This is a genomic window from Cryobacterium sp. CG_9.6 (assembly GCF_029893365.1).
In the GTDB taxonomy this organism is placed as follows: Bacteria; Actinomycetota; Actinomycetes; order Actinomycetales; family Microbacteriaceae; genus Cryobacterium.
Map to the genome: position 1 here is coordinate 389,811 of NZ_JARXUZ010000001.1, position 17,340 is coordinate 407,150.

A 17,340-nucleotide genomic window follows, 5' to 3' on the forward strand; every position below is an offset into this window, starting at 1 on the left:
GGCCACCTTTTAAGCTCACAAATTGTTCCCCCGTAGACAGAGGTTAGCCGTCCAGCCGGTTTTCGGCTCATCGAGATTGTGAGCGGAGTTCAGTTACCCAGTGCCGCAAAGCGTTCAATGTCACCCTCGGTACCGGACACGATGATGAGATCGTGATCGGACACGACCGTGTCGGCGGTGGCGTAGGTGAACGGTTTACCGGGGCTTTTGACACCCACCACGGTGACCTTGTGCTTGGAACGCACGCCGGATTCCATGAGGTTGAGCCCGCGAATGGGCTTGGGCGGATACATCTTCACCAGAGCAAAGTCATCATCGAACTCGATGAAGTCGAGCATTCGACCGGACACGAGGTGTGCGGCGCGCTCGCCAGCTTCCGCTTCGGGGTAGATCACGTGGTTGGCGCCGATGCGCTGCAGAATCTTGCCGTGCGATGTGGAGATGGCCTTGGCCCAGATTTGCGGAATCTTCAGGTCAACGAGGTTAGCCACGATCAACACGCTGGCTTCCACGGAGGATCCCACAGCGCAGATGGCGATCGAAAAGTCCTGAGCACCAATTTGCTTCAGGGCCTCGAGGGACCGGGAATCCGCCTGAACGGCGTGCGTGACCCGCTCGGACCATTTCTGGACCAGCCCTTCGTTGACGTCGACAACGAGAACCTCCCGACCAAGGCGGTCGAGCTGGCCTGCCGTGGCCGCACCGAAGCGACCCAATCCGATGACGAGCACGGGGGCGTCGTGCTTGATGCGGTCAACCAACGATGGGCCTTTCTTCGGGGCGCTTGAACAGCTGCCTGCTTTGGCTTGCGGCCAGTGCCGCAGCGAGTGTTACTGTACCAACCCGGCCCATGAACATGGTGGCGGCCTGGACATAAACACCCTCGGGTGGCAGCTCCGCGGTGAGACCGGTGGAGAGACCACAGGTGGCGAAGGCACTGATCACATCGAAGAGCACATGATCCAGCGGAGCCTTTGTGATGTGCACGATCAGAATGGTGGAGACCGCGACGGTTGTCGCTCCCCACAGCACAACGCTGACGGACAGCCGCAGAATGTCACTCGGAATTCGCCGCCCGAACGCTTCCATCTGCTCCTTGCCGCGCGCCTCGGCGAAGGCGGCAAGAAACAGGACCGCGAGGGTGGTCACCTTGATACCGCCGGCCGTGGAGGCCGAGCCACCGCCGATGAACATGAGCATGTCGGTCACGAGCAGGCTCGAGCCGTTCAGATCACTGATGTCGATCGTGGCAAATCCCCCGGATCGTGACATCACCGAGAGAAAGAGCGACTGAAAGATGGTGCGGCCGGCATCGAGAGACCCGAAGGTCTTCGGATTATTGAACTCGAGAATGATGTAGACGAGCATGCCGCCGAACATCAGCGCAATCGTTGTGACGAGGGTGAGCTTCACGTGGATCGACCAGGTGCGCGGCTTACGCCAGCCGCGGGCAAGCACGTAAATCACCGGAAAGCCGAGGCTGCCAAGGAAGACACCCACCATGAGTGCGCCCAGAAACCAGAAGTCATCGGCAAACTGTCCGATGCCCAGATCATTGGGACTGAATCCGGTGTTCGTGAACGCCATGGCGGCGTAGTAGAAACTGTGCCAGATCGCCTCACCGGTGGGGACGTTATCGAGGAGCATGCGGGGGAACAGCAGGGCCGCCACAGCGACTTCGATCACGAAAGCGCTGATGGCCACGGTCACGAGAAGGCTTCCGACCTCGCCCAGTCGAATCGCCTGGCCCTCATTCACCGGCCCGGCATGAATGCGGGAGGGGTTGCTATCGCTCGCCGCCATGAGTTTGGTGCGCAAGCCGAGCCGGCGGGAGATGACGAGGCCCATCAGGGATGCGAGCGTGAGCACGCCGATGCCGCCCACGTTCACTCCGATGAAGACCAGAATGTTGCCGAAGCCGGACCAGTGCGACGCCATGTCTACGGTGGCCAGTCCCGTGACGCAAATTACTGAGACGGCCGTGAAGAGAGCATCGTAGAGGGGCGTTACGGTGCGGTCGGCCGAGGCGATGGGCAGTGAGAAGAGCACTGTGAACACGAGAATTAAAGCGGTGAACACCATGATGGCAAAGCGGCTGGGTGACGACCGAACCAGATGATCCACGGCGTCGCGAAAAGATCCGAACCAGGTGCCCTCATGGTGGGCGAACCGTACCGCGGAGGCTTTTGATAACACGTGGAACTCCCAAGACTTGCGACCCGCGCCAGGTTGTCATGGTACTACCCCTGCGGAGTGACTAACCTGAAGGAATGGCAGACATCTTCGACGTTGTGGCAGATTCGACCCGACGGGACATCCTTCGGATTCTTCTCGACCGTCACAACCAGGGCGGGGAAGCCCGCGGTGAGCTCAGCGTTTCCGACATTGTGGGCAACCTGGGCCTGAGCCAGCCCACGGTGTCAAAGCACCTCAAGGTGCTGCGTGAAAGCGGACTCGTCAGCGTACGCGAAGAAGGACAGCACCGGTTTTACCACCTCGACTACGCACCGCTCGAGGTTATTGAAGACTGGCTGATTCCTTTTCTGAGCGTGGATTTCGACGCAGCCGAGGAAGCCGCCGCGGCGGAGGAAGCCGGCCTGAAGGACGAGCAGCGGGCGTTTGCCTCTGCCATCGGCAAGGCTTTCGCCGATACTTCCTATCAGGTGACCCACGTCGTCAAAGATGCCACGGCAAAGAAATGGCGCAAGAACGGCTAGGTGAGACGGTGATTTCGGGTACCGAAATCGGCAGTACCACGGGCATTTCGGAGTCGTGTTGCCCACTCTGCGTAGAACGCAGCGGATTTCTCAGTTAGAATGGGGTTTTCGTGTCTGTCGCGAGTCCCGCGGCGAATCAACTCTTTGTGAGGTCCTGTGGGTTCTGTAATCAAGAAGCGACGCAAGCGCATGGCAAAGAAGAAGCACCGCAAGCTGCTTCGTAAGACCCGCCACCAGCGTCGCAATAAGAAGTAGTAGTACCACATAGGTATTAGTACGCAGCATTATTAGCAACAAAACCAAGCGTGAGCGCTAGGCCCTTAGGGTCTGGCGCTTTTTGCTTGCCCTTTTGGGGTCAAGTAGGGTTGCAGCATGCCGAACATTCACCTCACGCTGATCGGTAAACCGGGTTGCCATCTCTGCGATGATGCCCGCGCCGTGGTGACGAGCGTCATGCAGAACGTGGTCGAGGAGCGCCCCGCTCCCCAGATCGTGCTGGAGGAACTGTCAATTCTCGACGATGCCGCGCTGCAGGCCCTGTACGTCGAAGACATTCCCGTTCTACTCATCAACGGCAAGGTGCACAACTATTGGCGCATCGATCCGGTGCGTCTTCGCACAGCCCTTTTGGAGGCCTCATGACCATTCGTCACATCGTCTGCTGGCAGCTCGCCGCCACGGATCCCGCCGAGAAGGCGCAGGCCGCTGCCGGCGTGTCCCAAGGACTCCAGGCCCTCCTGGGCGTTGTCCCCGAGATCCGTGCGCTCACGGTGGGTCCGGACGTCGCGGGTGGCGCCAACTGGGACCTGGCCCTCATCGTGGACTTCGACGATTTTGACGCGCTCGCTCGCTACCAGGCGCACCCGGAGCACGTGAAAATCGGTGGTTACATTCGCACGGTCGTCTCGGCGCGCATCGCCGTTGACCTCGAGGTCTAACGCGCACTAAAAAAAGCGGATGCCGCCCTCAATCGCGAGGGCGGCATCCGCTTTGTGCGTTCCGGCGCGCGTGCCTACGGCTCGAGGCGGGTCGGGCCGCGGAACAGGTAGGTGACCTCGCGAATGCTGGCCTGGTGCAGCATGAGCATCAGCACGCGGGCAAGGCCCATGCCGAAGCCGCCGTGCGAGGGAACGCCGTAGCGGAAGAAGTCGAGGTAGCCCTCGATCTCTGCGGGGTCAAGTCCCTTCTCCACGGCCTGCGCCTCCAGCACCTCAATGCGGTGCTCGCGCTGGGCTCCGGTGGAGATTTCGGTGCCGTTGAAGATGAGGTCATAGCTCTTGGTGATGCTCGCATCGCCCGCGTGACGCATGTGATAAAACGGGCGGATGCTGGAGGCATAGTCGGTGAGGAACACGAACTCGTGCCCATACTTCTCGGCCACATAGGCGGCGATCTGGCGCTCACCCTCCGGGTCCATGTCGTCGTCGTCGCGGGGAACCTCGTAGCCGCGGCTCTTCACGATCTCCTTGGCTTCGGCGAGCGGGATCCGCGGGAACGGCTGCGTGGGTACGGTGACCTCCACGTCGAAGAGGGCCTTCACCTCGTCGCCGTGCTTGGCCTTCACCGCACTGAAACCGGCCACCATGAGGTCTTCGTGCAGCTGCATCACGTCGTCGTGGCTGTCGATCCAGCTGATCTCCGAGTCGATGCTCGTGAACTCGGTGGAGTGACGGCTCGTGAAGGAGGGGTCGGCGCGGAACGCGGGTCCTACTTCGAAGATCTTGCCGAAGCCGGCGGACTGCGCCATCTGCTTGAAGAACTGGGGGCTCTGCGCGAGGTAGGCCTTGGTGTCGAAGTAGCCCACCTCAAACAGCTCGGCGCGGGATTCGCTCGCACTGGCCATGAGCTTGGGGGTGTGCAGTTCGATGAAGTCGTGCTCGATCCAGTACGTGCGCAGCGCGTGCTCGAACGTGGTCTGAATGCGAAAGATGAGGTTCTGCTTCGGGTTGCGCAGGTCGAGGAAGCGCCAGTCCATGCGCTTGTCGAGGCTCGAGTCGGCCGCGATCGGCGTCTCGGGAATGGCCGCGCTCACCACGGTGAGGGAGTCGAGCTTGATCTCGATGCCGCCGAGCTTCACACGCTCATCGTGCTTAAGCGTTCCGGTGACGGTGACGAAGGTGCCCTGTGCGAGACCGGAGATGCTCGTGGCCGGCTCATCGGCAACGATGGCGCCCTCGGCATCCGTTGTGCGCGGGTTGACCAGCTGAACGGCACCGGATTCGTCGCGAAGAACGACGAATTGCACCTTCTTTTGGTCTCGAACGGTATCGACCCAGCCGGATACCGAAACGGGTCCATCGTCGAGAGCGGACAGGTTCTTGATCAATACGCGCGAAGTCACTCTGCGAGTTTAGCCGCCCGCCTCACGGCAAATTCGCGGGTGCCCTTTGAATAGACTGATTACGTGGTAGCCAGTCAAGTTCATCTCGTGCGTCATGGTGAGGTCTTTAACCCCCAGGGCGTGCTTTACGGCAGGCTGCCGAACTTTCGACTGTCCGACCTCGGAGCACGGATGGCCGAGGCTGCGGCCGTGGAGCTGAAGGACCGCGGACGCCCGGTGGTGCGCGTGCTGGCCTCGCCTCTGCAGCGTGCTCAGGAGTCCGCTGCGCCGATCGGCGCGACCTTCTCGCTGCCCGTAGAGACCGAGCGTCGCATCATTGAGCCCACCAACCGGTTCGAGGGCAAGCGCATGCGCGGCGAGAACGGTGCGCTGCGCGACCCGCGCAACTGGCCGCTTCTGGTCAACCCGCTGCGCCCGAGCTGGGGAGAACCGTTTCGGGCTGTCTCCGCGCGCATGCTGGCCGCCATTCACGATGCGTGGAGCTCGGTCGACGAGGGCGATGTTGTGCTGGTCAGTCACCAACTCCCTATTTGGGTGGTGCACCGCTCCCTCGCCCACGAGCGCCTCGCGCACGATCCGCGCCAGCGTCGCTGTGCTCTCTCCAGCATCACCACGCTGTCCTGGCGCGGAGATCACTTCGACGAGACCGGGTATTCAAGCCCGGCAGCGCACTTGCAGGGCTCGGCAACGGATGTCGGTGCCGTCTGATGCGTGCTCGCCAGCGTTCCCCGCGTCCCACCCGGCTTCTGGCTCTCACCGGTCTCGTTGTCGCAGCCCTGGTGCTCAGCGGATGCGCGTCGGATCCCCTCGCCGCGCAGTACCGCGAGGGGAGTAGCAAGGGTTTCATTGCCGGGGACGGCAGCGTGACCGAGATTGACGCATCCGCTCGGGGAGAAGTGATTGAGTTCACGGGCGTGGACGAGAACGGTGACACCCTCACCAGCGCCGACTTTGCCGGCGAGGTGCTGGTGGTGAACTTCTGGTACGCCAGCTGCGCGCCGTGCCGTGCCGAGGCCGCCGATCTGCAGGCGCTCAACGCTCGGTTCACGGGCCAGGGCGCCGAGTTCATGGGTGTGAACGTGCGGGACCAGGCGCCGAGCGCCCTGGCGTTCAACGACACGTACGGCATCACCTATCCCTCCGTGCTCGACGTGGATGACGGGAGCGTGCAGCTCGCCTTCAGCGGCAGCATTCCACCGAACGCGGTGCCCACCACGCTGGTGCTGGATCAGCAGGGCCGGGTTGCCGCGCGCATTCTCGGTCAGGTCACGACACCGTCAATTCTCGAGACTCTGATTCGTGACACCGTGGCCGAGGGTTCCTAGGCGTGGGAAATCCCTTCGGCGAGATTGTCTTCAGCGGCCAACTCCTTTTCGCGATTCCGATTGCAATCCTTGCCGGACTCGTGTCGTTTGCCTCACCCTGCATCCTGCCGCTCGTGCCGGGGTACCTCGCCTACATTGGCGGCTTCGCCGATGGCAGTACCAGTGCCGCTAAGGGTGACCGCCGAGGGCGGCGCCGGCTGCTGCTGGGAGTGGGCCTCTTCATCCTCGGGTTCACCGTGGTGTTCGTGCTCACCGGCGTGGTGTTTGGTGCGGCCGGTTTCTGGCTCAATCAGTATCGCGACCTGATCACGCGGGTCGCCGGAGCCGTGGTGATCCTGCTGGGCCTGGTCTTCGTGGGACAGTTCGGCGTGATGCAACGCACGGTCAAGGCCACGTGGCGACCGAAGATGGGTCTGGCTGGCGCCCCGATGCTCGGTGCCGTCTTTGCCGTGGGCTGGACCCCGTGCACCGGTCCGACGCTGACCGCCATCAACTCGCTCAGCCTCAGTACCGGCTCACCCTGGCAGGGTGGTCTCCTGGCACTCTTCTACGCGCTGGGCCTCGGCATCCCTTTTCTCCTCATTGCTCTGGGCTTCAACTGGGCCACCGGCAGCGTTGCTTTTCTCAAACGCCACATCCGTGCGATCAACCTGTTCGGTGGGGTTCTGCTCATCGTTATCGGCGTGCTCATGGTGAGCGGCATCTGGAGCGCGTGGCTCCTCGACCTGCAAGGGGTGATTGGCAACTTTGTCCCGGCCATCTGACCACTACGATTCCGCTCCCGCCGCCGCCCCCGCATCCGCTGGCGATGGGATTGTGCAGCCCAAGCTCGGCGTCATCGGCTGGCTTCGCTGGTTCTGGCGTCAGCTCACGAGCATGCGCACCGCCCTGTTCCTGCTGTTGCTGCTCGCCATCGCCGCCGTGCCCGGATCGCTGGTGCCCCAGCGCGCCGCGGACCCGAACGGTGTCACGCAGTACTTCACCGATAACCCCGACCTCGCGCCCGTGCTGGACAAGATTCAGGCCTTTGACGTCTACTCGTCGGCCTGGTTCTCGGCCATCTACATTCTGCTGTTTGTCTCCCTCATCGGCTGCGTCATTCCGCGCACGAAACACCACTTTCTTGCCCTCCGAGCCCAGCCGCCGGCAACCCCGGTGCGCCTCGCGCGGTTGGCCGGTTTCACCGTGCGCACCGCACCTCAAGGGACGGATGCCGCGGAGGCCGTCACCTCGGCCCGAGCGCTCCTGAAATCCAGCGGTTATCGCACGGCGCTCTTTGACCAGCCGGGCAGGGCGGGCCAGCCTGCCGAGTTCTCGGTCTCGGCCGAGCGTGGCTACCTGCGTGAGACCGGGAACCTCGTGTTCCACTCGGCACTGGTGGGCATTCTCATCACCGTGGGCTTTGGCGGCGGGTTCGGTTTCAGCGGCCAGCGTGTGCTCGTGGAGGGGCAAACGTTCGTCAACACCCTGCTTGCTTATGACTCGTTCAACCCGGGGCGGTTCTTCGACGACTCCAACCTCGAGGCCTACAAGCTGACCCTCAACGACTTCACCGTGAAGTACGAAGAGGCCAACCTCAAGGCCTACGGGCAACCGCTGGATTTCACCGCTGATGTGAGTGTCACCAATCCCGGCGAGGCCGCCACGCCCGGTGTGGTCAAGGTCAACGGTCCACTGCGCACCGGTGGCACCGACATCTTCCTGCTCGGCAACGGTTACGCGCCCACCATCACGGTGAAGGACCCCACCGGTAAGGCCGTGTTCACCGACTCGGTTCCCTTCCTCCCGCAGGACTCCAACCTCACGTCACTCGGTGTCGTGAAGGTGCCCGATGGTCTGGCGGAACAACTCGGCATGATCGGGTTCCTCTATCCCACGCAGGCCGAATCGGCGTCGGGGTCATACTTTTCCTCCTTCCCTGACTTGGCGTATCCGGTGCTCACCCTGCGGGTCTTCACGGGTGACCTCGGTCTCGATGCGGGAGTGCCCACATCCGTCTACGCTCTCGATACCGACACGATGACCTCACTCACGGGCGGTGATACCGGGGTGAAATCCCTCGAACTCATGCCCGGCCAAACCGTGAATCTGCCCAACGGTCTCGGCACCGTCACGTTCGACAGCGCCAGCCCGAACGCCGCGGCCAACGACTTTTCCACGTCGGTTCCGCGGTTCGCGTCCTTCGACGTTCACCACGATCCCACTCAGGGATGGGTGCTTCTGTTCGCCGTTCTCATTCTGCTTGGCCTTCTGACCAGCCTCTTCGTGCCTCGACGCCGGGTATGGGTGAAGGCGAGTGAGCAGGCGGATGGCACCCTGCGCCTCGAATATGCCGCCCTCGCCCGCGGTGATGATCCGGCCCTGGAAGCCGCCGTGACGGCCCTCGCCGACAAGCATGCGGCGCAGTTCACCCCCAACCCGGATGTCGACCCGACACCCAAACCGACCTAGGCTTACATCGTGAATCTCAATGAGCTCTCCATCATCAGCCTGTACTCGGCGATGGCTATTTACGCGGTCGCGTTCATCGCGTTCGCCATCGACCTCGCCAAGCGCAGTGCATCCGTTGACGCCCAAACAGCACTGAACGACCAGGCGGATGCCGCGCGCGGCACGTCGACGTCGGTCGGCGGCTCGGGCCGCACCACCACTCTCACCCGGCTCAGTGCCCGCATGGACAACGATGCGGCCAGCCCGTACGGGCGATCGGCGAGCCTGCGGATCGGTGTGTCACTCACGATCCTGGCCTGGGCCCTGCACTTCGCGGCCACCATGATGCGCGGTATCGCGGCCGAGCGGGTGCCGTGGGCCAACATGTACGAGTTCGCCATGACCGGCACTCTGCTCATCGTCACGGTGTACCTGATTGTGCTCACCCGGCTGGACCTCCGCTTCCTGGGCACGTTCGTCACGGGCCTGGTGCTGGTGCTGCTCGGTATTGCCGCGCTGCAGTTCTATGTGGAGGTTGCACCGCTTCCGCCGGCTCTGCAGTCGGCGTGGCTCGTTATTCACGTGTTTGTGGCGTCCCTCGGAACGGGCTTTTTCGCCATCGGCTTCGCGCTCTCAACCGTTCAACTGCTGCAGTTTCAACGCGAGAGCCTCGTGGCCGACGCGAAGAGCGTGCGACTGCGCTTTCTCGCCACTCTTCCCTCCGCGACCACCCTAGAGAACCTCGCCTACCGGGTGAATATCATTGGGTTCATTCTCTGGACGTTCACGCTCATGGCCGGTTCGGTGTGGGCCGAGAAGGCCTGGGGCCGGTACTGGGGTTGGGACACCAAGGAAGTGTGGACCTTCATCATCTGGGTGATCTACGCCGGTTACATTCACGCCCGTGCAACACGCGGCTGGCGTGGATCGCGGTCCGCCTGGCTGGCCATCATCGGCTTCGGTGCCGTGATGTTCAACTTCGGCATCGTGAACGTGTTCTTCAAGGGCCTGCACTCCTACAGCGGCCTGTAAAGACGCGGTTCGCACATAAAAAGGACGTGATCTCCGCCTGGCGGAAATCACGTCCTTTTCTGTTGTGCGTGTGCCGGTGTTAGGCCTCGAGCAGAGCGTAGGTGCGCTCGAGACGCGCGAGCCACCAGTCGCGGCGCTCCGGTGTGGCGGCATACGTTTCGAGGAGGGCCGGGTCGGGCGTGATCCGGCGCACCTCGATGGCACCGTTGACCGGCACCAGCGGCTCCGTCGTTACGTCACCGAGCAGCAATGAGGCGGTACCGAGGCCGCAATCGAAGTAGAGACCGGGCACGGCTGAGGCCAGGTGAGCTCCCATGGAGATACCGATCGAGGTGTCGAGGGCGCTCGAGACCACCACGGGCAAACCGGTCTGACCAATGATCGACAACGCGGCGCGGATGCCACCGAGGGGCTGCGCCTTGATCACCAGAATGTCGGCGGCACCGGCCCGGGCTACCGCAAGCGGGTCGCCCGTCTTTCGCACACTCTCGTCGGCGGCAATGGGCACGCCGAGATACGCGGTGCGGTCCCGAATCTCGGCGAGCTCGGCCACGCTCGCACACGGCTGCTCGACGTACTCCAGGTCGAAGGCGTTGAGCGCGTGGATGGCTTTCTCGGCCTCGTCCACGGTCCAGAGCCCGTTCGCATCGATGCGGATGCGTCCTTCCGGTCCGAGCAGCGTGCGCACCATCTTGACCCGGGCGATGTCGTCCTCAAGGGTCTGATCAAGACCCCCCACCTTGATCTTCGCGGTCCGGCATCCGGGGAAGCGCGCGAGGACGGCGGCAACCTCGTCGGGGCCGACGGCGGGAATCGTGGCGTTCACGGGGATGCTCGTGCGCAGGGCGTGCGGAGCCTCGTTCCAACCAAAATCGATGGTGGCACGCAACCAGTCGACGGATTCTGCGTCATCGTATTCAACGAAGGGTGAGAATTCGGTCCACCCCTGCGGTCCTTCGACCAGAATCGCCTCTCGCACGTCGATACCCCGAAAACGGGCAACCACGGGCAGGGAGACAACGCGTGCGGATTCGAGCAACTCGTGCAGTGAGGGCTTCATCCCTCCAGTGTGCCAGTCGCCGGTGTGCGTTCCGTCACAAGCCGTCCGGGATAAACGATTCTTCCGATTCCAGCTGTGTCCCTACACCGTTCTCCCGCGTGCTCGCAACGACGATGGGAATCCCCGGGGCGATCAGCAGGTAGGCATCTTCATAGCGCCCCTCGCCGGAATTCACCTGCAGCCAGTAGGGGACCCCGCTCGTCAGAGCGGTGTCAATTTCCAGCTGAAGAGATTCCAGCGAACCGTCAGCAAGGGAGTAGGGCCGGTTGTCATACACAATGTCGATGCGGGTCATGGTTCCTCTTCGCGTTGATTCTTGGTGTGTGTGGCGGTGTGGGTAGGGGTTTTTGGTCGTTCGGGAGTTAGGCGGGGTGGGCGATTTCACCCTCCAGCGAAGGCGGCACAATTACCAGGGGACGCGGCTCGGCCACGATCTGCAGGCCGCCGGAGGAGTTTGCCGTGGCCATGAGCGCTTCGATCCATTCGCGGTTCAGGCTCGGTGACCGGCTCCCGAAATACTTGTAGGCGATCGGAATGCCGGGGTGTATCCAGATGGCGCTGCGACCGTCACCCGATTTGGGGTCGTCACGCCAGCTGAAGTAGAACGACTCGCCGCGACGCAATTTCGCACCGATAACCACCTGAATGTGGGCCAGAACACGATCATCAAAGTCCGCCGTCAGCGAGGAATTATAGGTCAATTTTCCCATTTCACCATTCCCATGAATCAGTTGCCCGTACCCTACGCCGAATCTGGCCGTTAATCCGTCAAATAGTGCTCCAGACGTGGCACGTGTAGGAGGGCCAAAGCACGCTTCTCAATCTGACGAACACGCTCGCGGGTGACCCCCTCAATGTGTGCGATCTGGTCAAGGGTGCGGGGCTCGTCACCATCAAGCCCGAAGCGAGCTCGCAGAATTGACTGTTCACGAATGGGCAGGGTGTCCAGAAAGAAGCGGATGTCGGCGGCGCGCAGCGCCAGTGTGGCATATTCGTCGGGCTGAGGGAGGTCATCATCGATGATCAGCTCGGCCATGTCTCCCGCGCCATCACCCACCGGGGTGTGCAGGGAGATGGGCTCGTTGTCGTATTGCAGGAGACGGAGAACGTCCCGGACGGGTATCTGGGCCGCATCACCAATTTCGCGTGGTGTGGGCTCTCGGTCGAGCACGCTGGTGAGGTCCCGGCGAATGCGCTTGATCTTGTTGAGCTTCTCGGCGGTGTGCACCGGAATTCTGATCATTCGGGACTTGTCGGCCATCCCACGATGGATGGCCTGCCGGATCCACCACGTGGCGTACGTGGAGAACTTGTATCCGGTCATGAAGTCATATTTCTCCACGGCTCGCACAAGACCCATATTGCCGTCCTGCACGAGGTCCATGATGGGAACGCCTCGCCCGGAGTAGTGCTTGGCAATACTCACCACCAGGCGCAGGTTCGCCTCAATGAACTGGTTCTTGGCGCGACGCCCGTCGTGCACAAGCCAGGTCAGCTCGCGGCGCTCGACAGCGTTGACGGGAACGACAGCGTCGCCCTCCGAGCCCTGCCCGATGGGCATTCCCACGAGCCTGGCTCCGGCGAACAGGCCCACTTCGATACGGCGGGCGAGGTCAACTTCTTCCTCGGCGGTGAGGAGGCGCCCCTTGCCGATTCGGCGCAGGTAATCGCCGAAGGCATCCGTTGAGGCTCCGCTGTACTGTGCGGTCGCGGCACGGGCAGCCGTGGCGGCCGCGCGACTGAGCGGGCGAGTGGTGGTGGGAGGAATTGTGCTCGTTTCATCGACAATGACGGTCATGACAGCATCTTTCGGTTCACGGGGGACGGGGACGTGAGTGGAACCGTTGACAGGCTCGCTGTCGCGCGGTCGAAGGAGAGAAAATAGCTACGTTCGTGCAGTCTGCCGAGGTTGGTGACCTCGTAGGCGGGACCAATCCGCTGGATGAATCCCAGGAGCGCGGACGGGTCACCTTCGGGGCATGCCGCGTCGCTGACACGCCATTCGGTTGGGGAGAGTTCGGTGAGGGCAAGTTCGGTGGGGTTGTGCTGAAGGATGTCTTCAGGTTTGTGGGCCATTTCACTGCCTCCTGGTCGTTTCCAGAACATAATTAGACCCGCGAAGATTACGTCCTTCAAGGGGTTGACTTCGCGTTTCTCGAGGCATTAAATACTCCTATCTGTGGGCTAGACGCAGCTGTCTCTTTTCGAGGGGCAAGTAGGCTGGCCACATGACAAAACAGGTGTCCGAAATCTTTGATGCCAGCCAGTGGACCGACGTTGCCGGCTTTGAATCCCTCACGGATGTGACCTACCACCACGATCTGACGGGGCGCATTGCCCGCATCGCCTTCAACCGTCCGGAGGTTCGAAATGCCTTCCGTCCGCACACGGTTGACGAGCTCTACGCCGCGCTCGAGGACGCCCGCCTCAACTCCCGAATCGGCGTGGTTCTGCTCACCGGAAACGGTCCGAGTGCCAAGGACGGCGGCTGGGCTTTCTGCTCGGGCGGGGACCAACGCATTCGCGGTCGCGACGGTTACAAGTATTCCGACGGCGACACCTCCGCGGGCATCGACAAGGCCAGGGGCGGCCGCCTGCATATTCTTGAAGTGCAGCGTCTCATCCGCTTCATGCCCAAGGTCGTTATCGCGGTGATCCCGGGTTGGGCAGCCGGCGGCGGGCACTCCCTGCACGTGGTGTGTGACCTCAGCATCGCCAGTGCCGAACACGGCAAATTCAAGCAGACGGATGCCGATGTCGGCTCCTTCGACGCCGGTTACGGGAGCGCCTACTTCGCGCGTCAGGTGGGGCAGAAGGCGGCACGGGAAGTGTTCTTCCTGGCCCGCGAATACTCGGCTCAGCGGGCACTGGAGATGGGTGCGATCAACGCGGTCGTGCCGCACGCCGAGCTCGAGGCCACCGCCCTGGACTGGGGACGGGAAATTCTCACGAAGTCGCCCACGGCCATCCGGATGCTGAAATTCGCGTTCAATGCCGTTGACGATGGGTTGGTGGGTCAGCAGGTGTTTGCCGGAGAGGCCACGCGCCTGGCCTACGGCACGGACGAGGCCGTGGAAGGGCGCGATGCGTTCCTCGAGAAGCGCGAACCCGACTGGGCGCCATTTCCCTGGCAGTACTGAGCGCTCGCAGCGACATGCCTCGACCCCTGCGCCTCATCCCGGTGAACGGACCTGAAGCCGTTGACCCACGGGAGCTCATGGCCCTGCTGCGCGAGGCCCTCGCCGGGCGGGGGGACGCGGTGTTGCCGAGTGAGGCATCCGCTGAACAGAGAAGCATGGGTACGGTCCCGCGGCGCGTGGCCGCGGTGATCGAGACCTCGGGGTCGACGGATGCGCCCAAGCGCGTGATGCTCAGCACCGACGCGTTGCTGGCCAGTGCTGCGGCGTCGGCGGACGCGCTGGGCGGTCCGGGCCAGTGGTTGCTCGCACTGCCCACGCACTATGTGGCCGGGCTGCAGGTGCTCGTGCGGTCGATAGCGGCCGAGACCACGCCCGTGGTGCTGCCGCTCGGGCACGTGGAGCCGCACGACTTCGCCGCCTACGCCGAGACCATGACCGAGCCGCTGCGCTACGTGTCGCTCGTGCCGGTGCAGCTGGCGCGTCTTCTCGATGCTGCCGATGACCCGCGGATTCTCGCGGTATTGCGACGGTTCACGGCCATTCTCGTTGGCGGGCAGGCGATTCGGCCCGAGATCATGACGCAGGCCGATCACCTGGGTGTGCGCGTCGTGCGCACCTACGGTTCCTCGGAGACGAGTGGCGGATGCGTCTACAACGGTATTCCGATCGGCAACACCGGCGCGCGAGTGGTTGACGGCCAGTTGCAGCTGACGGGCGCCGTGCTCGCTGACGGATATCTCGATGACCCAGAGCGCACAGCCGAACGTTTTCTCGACGTGCACGGCGTGCGCTGGTATGCCACGGGGGACCTCGGTGAGGTTGACTCGGCAACGGGCGAGGTGCGCGTGCTGGGGCGGGCCGACAACGTGATCATTTCCGGCGGCGTGAAGGTGTCGCTTGACGCGGTTGAGGCAATCGTGCGCGCTCTGCCTGGCCTCGGAGACGCCGTTGTTCTGGGTGAGGACAACAGGGAATGGGGCCAGGTGCCCGTGGTGGTCTCCGCGCACCCACCAAGTTCGGGCACCCGGGCGGACGCAGCCGAGGCCGTGGGCGCGGCGCTCGGGCGAGCGGCTCGGCCCGCCCGCTTCGTTGCCGTTGCGGTCATTCCCATGCTCGCATCGGGAAAACCCGACCGGCGAGCCCTCGCGGCGCAGGTGACCGTGCGCGACTGACCCGCGGCAACACTGAAGTCGCAGCTGCCCAGAGGATATTATGAAGTCGTGGCAAATGGAGCGCGGCCCGTGCGGCCCAGACAACAGCGGATGAACCCTGCGGGGATCTCGACCGGCTCGACCAACGAGCGCGGGGCGACCGGTGCGCCGAGTTGCGACGCGAAGCCGAAAGCCAAGACCACCGGCAAGTCAGGGAACCCTGCCAAACGCAACAATCCGGCCTACGGGGGTCATGCCACGGTGAAGCCGGCCTCCGCGGCCGATTGGATCTCCGGAGCGCGCCTCCGCACCCTGCCGCTCGCCATTGCGCCCGTCGCCCTCGGAACCGGCGCTGCCATTGTGGCGAGCGATCCCGGGGTGTACCACCCCGTTCGGGCACTGCTGGCGCTGCTCGTAGCCCTGTTTCTCCAGGTTGGTGTGAACTACGCGAACGACTATTCCGACGGCATCCGGGGTACTGATAAGTTTCGGATCGGTCCGGCGCGACTCACCGGTGCCGGGGCAGCAAAACCGCGCACTGTTCTCACCGTGGCCCTGGCGTTCTTCGGGCTCGCAGCGGTTGCGGGTCTCCTGCTCGTGATTCTCACTCAGTACTGGTGGTTGCTTCTGGTGGGCGTTGTCGCTATCGGAGCTGCGTGGCTGTACACCGGAGGCAAGAAGCCCTATGGCTACTTCGGCCTCGGGGAGTTATTCGTCTTCGTGTTCTTCGGACTCGTTGCCACCATGGGAACCACTTACGTGCAGGTGGGACGCATCAACCTCGAGAGCTGGCTCAGCGGAATCGCCATCGGGCTGATTGCCTGCGCCGTGCTCATGGTCAACAACCTGCGGGACATCGTCCCCGACAAGACCGCCGGGAAGCGCACGCTTGCGGTGCTGATCGGCCCCATCTGGGGTCGCGTGGCGTTCTGCGTGTTCCTGCTGGTGCCCTTTGTGATTGCCGGGTTCTTTGCGCTCTTCTACCCGCTCGGTTTTCTCACCTTGTTCGTTCTGCTGCTCGCGCTTCCTGCGTGCATCATTACCGTTACCGGGCGAACGGCCGGCGAACTCATTCTCGCGCTGAAGCTCACGAGCCTCGCGGCTCTGGCCTACGGCGTGCTGCTGGCGTTGGCCTTCGCCCTCTAACCGTCGCCCCACCCGCTGGTCGAGCCTGCACTCGCTGGTCGAGCCCGCACCGCTGGGCAAGCCCCACCTGCCGTTCGATCCACACCCGCTGGTCGAGCCCGCACCGCTGGTCGAGCCCGCACCGCTGGTCGAGCTCCGCCCGCTGGTCGAGCCAGACCCGCTGGTCGAGCCAGACCCGCTGGTCGAGCCAGACCCGCTGGTCGAGCTTGTCGAGACCCCCGCTCGCGCCGTCACAACGAAGGCATGTCGCACCCACCCGCTGGTCGAGCGCAATTCGTCCTGCGAGCCTCACTCGGCGCGCCGGCCTTCACACGACCGTCAAGCAGCACTCGTCCGTCCAGTCCCACTCGCCGGACGGGCCGTTGACTGCTGGTCAGACACGACTCGTTGGTGGAGTCCCACTCGTTCTGGAGGCACCACCGCTGATTGAGCCCTCACCGCTGATTGGCCCCCCAACCCGCTGGTCGAGCTTGTCGAGACCCCCCGCTCACGCCGTCACAACGCAGGCAGATACTTACGGTGTGACGTCCCGTGCAGGTGTGGACGGCGCGGTGGGGGCGTCATCAGGTGCATCCGATTCGGGGCGAGGGGCGGCATCCGCTGCGGAAGCAGCCGCACCGGCCGCTTCAACGCGATCAAGGGCAGCGTCTTCGAGCTCGGCATCTTCGGTGATGACGGGCTTGTCTCGGTGGCGCGCCGCATACAGGTCGCGTGCAACGTTTTCGCGGGGCTTGCGCAGGAAGATGAACGAAAGGCTCATGCCGATGATGGTGGCGATCACTGCGGCGATCCACCCTTTGATTCCCAGCGCCAGCAAAATGGCCAGCGGAGCGGCAAATAACAGCACGCGATAGACCGAATACGACACCCAGGACGGTACAGATTTCATCTCATCAGCATATGATGCGCAACTGAGCGCGCACTGCTCGTGCCCGCATTTGGAGGATTTTCGAGGCGGAAATGTGGGTGTCCATCAGATACCAAATTGGACACAAATA

The 17,340-nt window shown here is 63.2% G+C and carries 21 protein-coding genes; 12 read left to right on the forward strand and 9 right to left on the reverse strand.

Translation table 11 applies throughout. The features are described from left to right. Positions 1-89 precede the first annotated feature (89 nt). Positions 90-761 carry a TrkA family potassium uptake protein gene (locus H4V99_RS01840; RefSeq protein WP_280675015.1) on the reverse strand — a complete coding sequence of 224 codons (672 nt, stop codon included), beginning with the start codon at positions 759-761 and terminating at the stop codon, positions 90-92. Further along, the gene (locus tag H4V99_RS01845) at positions 754-2,124 is read right to left on the reverse strand and encodes a potassium transporter TrkG (protein WP_280679889.1); all 1,371 of its coding nucleotides are present in this window, start codon (positions 2,122-2,124) and stop codon (positions 754-756) included. The genes H4V99_RS01840 and H4V99_RS01845 overlap by 8 nt, the downstream gene beginning before the upstream one ends. A 146-nt stretch (positions 2,125-2,270) precedes the next feature. Between H4V99_RS01845 and H4V99_RS01850 the strand changes: the two genes are divergently transcribed. From H4V99_RS01850 to H4V99_RS01865, 4 genes are all read left to right on the forward strand, one after another. Continuing rightward, on the forward strand, positions 2,271-2,717 hold the full coding sequence (locus H4V99_RS01850) for a metalloregulator ArsR/SmtB family transcription factor (protein ID WP_280675017.1): 447 nt from the start codon (positions 2,271-2,273) through the stop codon (positions 2,715-2,717). A 156-nt stretch (positions 2,718-2,873) separates the two neighbouring features. Beyond that, a complete protein-coding gene (locus H4V99_RS01855) occupies positions 2,874-2,972 on the forward strand; it encodes an AURKAIP1/COX24 domain-containing protein (protein WP_003792170.1) in 99 nt (32 codons plus the stop codon). Between the two features lie 117 nt (positions 2,973-3,089). Next, the gene (locus H4V99_RS01860; protein WP_280675020.1) at positions 3,090-3,359 is read left to right on the forward strand and encodes a glutaredoxin family protein; all 270 of its coding nucleotides are present in this window, start codon (positions 3,090-3,092) and stop codon (positions 3,357-3,359) included. Next, the gene (locus H4V99_RS01865) at positions 3,356-3,655 is read left to right on the forward strand and encodes a Dabb family protein (protein WP_280675022.1); all 300 of its coding nucleotides are present in this window, start codon (positions 3,356-3,358) and stop codon (positions 3,653-3,655) included. Before H4V99_RS01860 ends, H4V99_RS01865 begins: the two co-directional genes overlap by 4 nt. 74 nt (positions 3,656-3,729) lie before the next feature. Here the strand turns inward: H4V99_RS01865 and aspS are convergent, their stop codons facing one another. Continuing rightward, positions 3,730-5,058, reverse strand: a complete 1,329-nt coding sequence (gene aspS, locus H4V99_RS01870) for an aspartate--tRNA(Asn) ligase (RefSeq protein WP_280675024.1) — start codon at positions 5,056-5,058, stop codon at positions 3,730-3,732. Between the two features lie 63 nt (positions 5,059-5,121). Between aspS and H4V99_RS01875 the strand changes: the two genes are divergently transcribed. From H4V99_RS01875 to ccsB, 5 genes are read left to right on the forward strand one after another with little or no spacing between them, the layout of a single operon-like run. Further along, a complete protein-coding gene (locus H4V99_RS01875) occupies positions 5,122-5,766 on the forward strand; it encodes a histidine phosphatase family protein (protein WP_280675026.1) in 645 nt (214 codons plus the stop codon). Beyond that, positions 5,766-6,383, forward strand: a complete 618-nt coding sequence (locus H4V99_RS01880; RefSeq protein WP_280675028.1) for a TlpA family protein disulfide reductase — start codon at positions 5,766-5,768, stop codon at positions 6,381-6,383. The genes H4V99_RS01875 and H4V99_RS01880 overlap by 1 nt, the downstream gene beginning before the upstream one ends. Before the next feature lie 2 nt (positions 6,384-6,385). After that, entirely contained in the window at positions 6,386-7,147 is a 762-nt protein-coding gene (locus H4V99_RS01885) for a cytochrome c biogenesis protein CcdA (RefSeq protein ID WP_280675030.1), read from the forward strand. After that, complete coding sequence (locus H4V99_RS01890) at positions 7,131-8,834, forward strand: cytochrome c biogenesis protein ResB (RefSeq protein ID WP_280679891.1); 1,704 nt, start codon at positions 7,131-7,133, stop codon at positions 8,832-8,834. Before H4V99_RS01885 ends, H4V99_RS01890 begins: the two co-directional genes overlap by 17 nt. Positions 8,835-8,885: 51 nt before the next feature. Continuing rightward, a complete protein-coding gene (gene ccsB, locus H4V99_RS01895; RefSeq protein WP_280679893.1) occupies positions 8,886-9,845 on the forward strand; it encodes a c-type cytochrome biogenesis protein CcsB in 960 nt (319 codons plus the stop codon). A 79-nt stretch (positions 9,846-9,924) separates the two neighbouring features. On the opposite strand, the gene H4V99_RS01900 is transcribed toward ccsB, so the two are convergent. The 5 genes from H4V99_RS01900 to H4V99_RS01920 all read right to left on the reverse strand — a co-directional run bounded on the left by H4V99_RS01900 (position 9,925) and on the right by H4V99_RS01920 (position 12,981). After that, entirely contained in the window at positions 9,925-10,905 is a 981-nt protein-coding gene (locus H4V99_RS01900) for an o-succinylbenzoate synthase (RefSeq protein ID WP_280675032.1), read from the reverse strand. 34 nt (positions 10,906-10,939) lie between these two features. Further along, on the reverse strand, positions 10,940-11,200 hold the full coding sequence (locus H4V99_RS01905) for a hypothetical protein (RefSeq protein WP_280675034.1): 261 nt from the start codon (positions 11,198-11,200) through the stop codon (positions 10,940-10,942). Positions 11,201-11,267: 67 nt separating this feature from the next. Then, the gene (locus H4V99_RS01910) at positions 11,268-11,615 is read right to left on the reverse strand and encodes an ATP-dependent DNA ligase (protein WP_280675036.1); all 348 of its coding nucleotides are present in this window, start codon (positions 11,613-11,615) and stop codon (positions 11,268-11,270) included. A gap of 50 nt (positions 11,616-11,665) precedes the next feature. After that, positions 11,666-12,703, reverse strand: coding sequence for a sigma-70 family RNA polymerase sigma factor (locus H4V99_RS01915; protein ID WP_280675038.1), 1,038 nt, complete (start codon positions 12,701-12,703; stop codon positions 11,666-11,668). Then, entirely contained in the window at positions 12,700-12,981 is a 282-nt protein-coding gene (locus H4V99_RS01920; RefSeq protein WP_280675040.1) for a hypothetical protein, read from the reverse strand. The genes H4V99_RS01915 and H4V99_RS01920 overlap by 4 nt, the downstream gene beginning before the upstream one ends. Before the next feature lie 152 nt (positions 12,982-13,133). Here H4V99_RS01920 and H4V99_RS01925 point away from each other — a divergent pair, with 152 nt between their 5' ends. From H4V99_RS01925 to H4V99_RS01935, 3 genes are all read left to right on the forward strand, one after another. Continuing rightward, complete coding sequence (locus H4V99_RS01925; RefSeq protein WP_280675041.1) at positions 13,134-14,045, forward strand: 1,4-dihydroxy-2-naphthoyl-CoA synthase; 912 nt, start codon at positions 13,134-13,136, stop codon at positions 14,043-14,045. A gap of 14 nt (positions 14,046-14,059) precedes the next feature. Further along, positions 14,060-15,217: an AMP-binding protein gene (locus tag H4V99_RS01930; RefSeq protein ID WP_280675043.1), complete on the forward strand. Its 1,158-nt coding sequence runs from the start codon at positions 14,060-14,062 to the stop codon at positions 15,215-15,217. 240 nt (positions 15,218-15,457) lie between these two features. Then, positions 15,458-16,342 carry a 1,4-dihydroxy-2-naphthoate polyprenyltransferase gene (locus tag H4V99_RS01935; protein WP_280679895.1) on the forward strand — a complete coding sequence of 295 codons (885 nt, stop codon included), beginning with the start codon at positions 15,458-15,460 and terminating at the stop codon, positions 16,340-16,342. Between the two features lie 514 nt (positions 16,343-16,856). Here the strand turns inward: H4V99_RS01935 and H4V99_RS01940 are convergent. Beyond that, the gene (locus H4V99_RS01940; RefSeq protein WP_280675045.1) at positions 16,857-17,231 is read right to left on the reverse strand and encodes a DUF4229 domain-containing protein; all 375 of its coding nucleotides are present in this window, start codon (positions 17,229-17,231) and stop codon (positions 16,857-16,859) included. Positions 17,232-17,340 lie beyond the last annotated feature (109 nt).

Bases quoted from the DNA above. Each gene is read 5' to 3' on its own strand.
- H4V99_RS01905 (WP_280675034.1), bottom strand. From the start codon at position 11,200: ATGACCCGCATCGACATTGTGTATGACAACCGGCCCTACTCCCTTGCT.
- H4V99_RS01940 (WP_280675045.1), bottom strand. From the start codon at position 17,231: ATGAAATCTGTACCGTCCTGGGTGTCGTATTCGGTCTATCGCGTGCTG.
- H4V99_RS01910 (WP_280675036.1), bottom strand. From the start codon at position 11,615: ATGGGAAAATTGACCTATAATTCCTCGCTGACGGCGGACTTTGATGAT.
- H4V99_RS01880 (WP_280675028.1), top strand. From the start codon at position 5,766: ATGCGTGCTCGCCAGCGTTCCCCGCGTCCCACCCGGCTTCTGGCTCTC.
- ccsB (WP_280679893.1), top strand. From the start codon at position 8,886: ATGGCTATTTACGCGGTCGCGTTCATCGCGTTCGCCATCGACCTCGCC.
- H4V99_RS01865 (WP_280675022.1), top strand. From the start codon at position 3,356: ATGACCATTCGTCACATCGTCTGCTGGCAGCTCGCCGCCACGGATCCC.
- H4V99_RS01920 (WP_280675040.1), bottom strand. From the start codon at position 12,981: ATGGCCCACAAACCTGAAGACATCCTTCAGCACAACCCCACCGAACTT.
- H4V99_RS01900 (WP_280675032.1), bottom strand. From the start codon at position 10,905: ATGAAGCCCTCACTGCACGAGTTGCTCGAATCCGCACGCGTTGTCTCC.
- H4V99_RS01850 (WP_280675017.1), top strand. From the start codon at position 2,271: ATGGCAGACATCTTCGACGTTGTGGCAGATTCGACCCGACGGGACATC.
- H4V99_RS01860 (WP_280675020.1), top strand. From the start codon at position 3,090: ATGCCGAACATTCACCTCACGCTGATCGGTAAACCGGGTTGCCATCTC.
- H4V99_RS01925 (WP_280675041.1), top strand. From the start codon at position 13,134: ATGACAAAACAGGTGTCCGAAATCTTTGATGCCAGCCAGTGGACCGAC.
- H4V99_RS01930 (WP_280675043.1), top strand. From the start codon at position 14,060: ATGCCTCGACCCCTGCGCCTCATCCCGGTGAACGGACCTGAAGCCGTT.
- H4V99_RS01915 (WP_280675038.1), bottom strand. From the start codon at position 12,703: ATGACCGTCATTGTCGATGAAACGAGCACAATTCCTCCCACCACCACT.